3 protein-coding genes and 3 pseudogenes are annotated in these 3082 nt (G+C 65.6%); 4 read left to right on the top strand and 2 right to left on the bottom strand.

Annotated elements, in window-relative coordinates; genetic code table 11:
- Positions 1–356 (top strand): annotated as a pseudogene (locus WA944_RS02045) (thiamine pyrophosphate-dependent enzyme); the annotation flags it as partial.
- Positions 357–465: 109 nt separating this feature from the next.
- Here WA944_RS02045 and WA944_RS02040 read toward each other — a convergent pair.
- Positions 466–876 carry a transposase gene (locus WA944_RS02040; protein ID WP_526646196.1) on the bottom strand — a complete coding sequence of 137 codons (411 nt, stop codon included), beginning with the start codon at positions 874–876 and terminating at the stop codon, positions 466–468.
- 54 nt (positions 877–930) lie between these two features.
- Between WA944_RS02040 and WA944_RS02035 the strand changes: the two genes are divergently transcribed.
- Positions 931–1224 carry a hypothetical protein gene (locus WA944_RS02035; protein ID WP_526646194.1) on the top strand — a complete coding sequence of 98 codons (294 nt, stop codon included), beginning with the start codon at positions 931–933 and terminating at the stop codon, positions 1222–1224.
- Positions 1225–1419: 195 nt separating this feature from the next.
- Here the strand turns inward: WA944_RS02035 and WA944_RS02030 are convergent, their stop codons facing one another.
- Entirely contained in the window at positions 1420–2097 is a 678-nt protein-coding gene (locus tag WA944_RS02030) for a transposase (protein WP_526608323.1), read from the bottom strand.
- An 82-nt stretch (positions 2098–2179) separates the two neighbouring features.
- Between WA944_RS02030 and WA944_RS02025 the strand changes: the two are divergent.
- Positions 2180–2493: pseudogene (locus WA944_RS02025) on the top strand (thiamine pyrophosphate-dependent enzyme); the annotation flags it as partial.
- A gap of 32 nt (positions 2494–2525) precedes the next feature.
- Positions 2526–3082: pseudogene (locus WA944_RS02020) on the top strand (aldehyde dehydrogenase family protein); the annotation flags it as partial.

Below are 3082 nucleotides of genomic sequence, written 5' to 3'. Positions count from 1 at the left end.
CCGCGGAACTGGCGAGGGTGGCCGCAGAGGCCCCGAGCGGACGCACCCCGGTGCACCCGGCGCGCTACGTGGTCGAGGCGACCAAAGCGTTCGCTGAACTCTCCGACGGCATCATGGTGCGCGACGGCGGCGCCACCGTGATCTTCCAGTGGACCTACTCGCAGGCCAAGCCGCGCGACGTCATCTGGAACCAGAACTTCGGACACCTGGGCACGGGCCTGCCCTATGCCGTGGGCGCCTCCGTCGCCGAGGGAGGCAAGCGTCCCGTGATGCTGCTGACCAGTGACTCGGCATTTTTGTTCCACATCGCGGAATTGGAGACCGCGGCGCGGCTGAACCTGCCGCTGGTGAGGGTGTCGCACGAATCGGTGGCGTAGCGGGTTGCGATGGTGCGTGCAGGTGGGGGCCCCTTCGGTCAGGCCGGTATTGCGTGCTGGAGTTTGAGCAGATTGTGAACTGTGCAGATCAGGCGCCATTCGCTGTATATTCGCTGTGCACTCCAGCATGGCCACGGAGAGTGAATTTGCGGAATCCGAGGTTGGCCTTGATGTTGCCAAAGACAGGCTCGATGCTGACGCAGGCTCGATGCTGACGCTGCGTTTGCGGTAGAGCGCGGCGTTGTCTGGTTGAGCGAGCTTGTCGTCCATCGCTTTTCGGGCGACTGTGGGATCGGTGATCTCGCCCCGGATGTGCGCGAGCATCGTTTTGACCCGCGTCGCTGAAACGCCGAGGTGGTCGCTGGCGGCACGTCTGGAGATCTCGCCGGCGGCGAGGCGTTCGATGACCGGGATCCGTTCCTGGGGTGCGGGTTCGGCGCTGCGGGTGATGCGTTGTCCGTCGCGTCCGAAGTACCGCTTGGTCATGTCGCGCACCCAGGTGTAGGAGACGCCCAGAATCGCGCCGGCTTGACGTTGGGAAAGCTCACCGCGGTTGACCCTCGCCAAAACCGCCAGCTTGTCGTCGTCAGGCTTGTCGGCCTTGCGCCACGCGGACTTCCGTGTCGCGATCAACACCTCGGCGCCGACGTCGGCGGTGGCGTTAGCGCTGGTCCAGTACCCCGCATCGGCCACAAACGTGCCCGCACCACCGCGGTGGCCGGCCTCGGCGAGATTGTCGGTCACCGCGGTGGCCATCGGCACGAAGTGGGGCTGGTCGTTGGTGGTGGCGGCGACCTCAGCGGCGAGCACGATGTGCCTGGTCGTCGCGGCGGCTTGGGCGTTGTAGCCCTGCAGCGCGCCCTTGGAGGCCTGCGGGATGATCCGCGAATGCGGATCGGTGGTGTTCGCTCGCCGCGGCCGCGCTCGCCGCGCCGTGTCCGTGCTCGGTTTGGGGCCGGTCAACTTGTGCCCCAGGTCGGTCTCTTTGCGGGCCCGCTCGGCCATCCGGGCCTCAAAGTCTTTCGCCTTTTGGGACTCGAGTTCATCGAGGGCAGCTTTGATCCGGGACCGCCGATCCGGCCCCCGGCCCACTCCGCCGGCATCCGCTTGTCCTCGGTGTTCTCGCCCTGATCGTCTTCGGCCGCGTCGACCTGCTCGGCTTCGGCCAGGACCTGATCGGCCACCCGGCGGGCCGCAGCTGCGGAATCCTGCGGCGCAGATCCACCGAGCTCGCCGCGCAGGGCCTCTGGTCGCGATTGGCGAAAAATGAGGCGTTCGCGGCGATCTTCGTGCCGTCGATCGCGACCATCCCCGCATCGACCAGACCGGCCTTGACGCACAGACGCAGAACCTGGCCGAACAGTTCTGCGATCGCGTCTTGATGGCGGCGGCAGAACCGGGCCAGCGTGGCGTGATCGGGCTGCTGATTGGCCGCCACCACCCGCAACGCAACGTCCTCGAGGAGCCGTCGCTCGATCCGACGTGAGGACCGCTCCCCGGTGCAATACGCATACAGCAGTACCGCCAGCATCATCGCCGGGTCATACACCGGCCCGCCCCGGCCATCGACCCGATACGTCGCATAAAACGCGCTCAGATCCAGCTCGGCGACGACATCGAGCACGAAGAACGCCAGATGATCCTCAGGCAGCCACTCCCGCACAGATGGCGGCATCATCATCAACTGATCGACATCACCCGCGCGGACATTCACAGACATACCCAATTGTCCTACAGGGAAATAGCATTCATCGATTCAACGCGCCGATCCAGGCACTTTAGCCAACCGATTCGTGCGACAACCTCTGGTGTGTGTGGTCGGCGTCGACCACCAGTGGGGCCTCGAGGTGGGGGTGTACAAGCGACCTTCACCCAGCCGTCACCGCAGCCCGGCGTGCACTGGAGCAAGGGCGTCCGGATGGACAAGATCGCCGAGGGGTTCGGCTGCCACGGTGAGTACGTCGAGAAGGAAGACGAGATCGGCCCGGCGATAGCCCGTGCCTACGCCGGCGGCAAAGTCGGTGTGGTGCATGTATGCATCGACCCGACGGCGAACTCTGAGGAGACGCCCAAGTACGACCGCTTCCGGACGTGGTACGCAGAAGGTACCCAGTAGGCGAGAGATCTAGCTAGGGGAGAGTGGGAGCCATGCGCGAATACCTGAAGTTCTACATTAACGGCCAGTGGGTGGACCCGGTCGAGAAGCGGTCTCTGGATGTCGACGACCCGACCGCCGAGCAGGTCTCCGGGCAGATCGCCATCGGCGGCCCCGCCGACGTCGACAAGGCCGTCGAAGCGGCCCGCAAGGCGTTCGCCACCTGGTCCCAGTCCACCCGTGAAGAACGCCTCGAGCTGCTGGGCGCGGTCCTGTCCGAGTATCAGAAGCGTGCCCCCGATCTTGCCGACGCGGTCAGCGAGGAGATGGGCGCGCCCGCATCCCTGGCCGCCGGTCCGCAGGTCAACATGGGCCTCGGGCACCTGGCCACGTCGATCGACGTGTTGAAGAACTTCCAGTTCGAGGAGCAGCACGGCAGCACCCTCGTGGTCAAAGAGCCGATCGGTGTCTGCGGGCTGATCACGCCGTGAAACTGGCCGATCAACCAGATCGCCTGCAAGGTCTACCCGGCGCTGGCCACCGGCTGCACCATGGTGCTCAAGCCGTCGGAGGTGGCCCCCTACTCGGCGCAGATCTTCACCGAGATCCT

Origin of the sequence: Mycobacterium sp. (genome assembly GCF_049683355.1) — a bacterium.
GTDB lineage: Bacteria > Actinomycetota > Actinomycetes > Mycobacteriales > Mycobacteriaceae > Mycobacterium.
Note: the sequence above shows the minus strand (reverse complement) of the source record. Positions and strands in the feature narration are given on the sequence as shown.

What these genes read in the sequence shown, in the direction of transcription:
- WA944_RS02030 (WP_526608323.1), bottom strand. Translation starts at nt 2,097, where the DNA reads ATGTCTGTGAATGTCCGCGCGGGTGATGTCGATCAGTTGATGATGATG.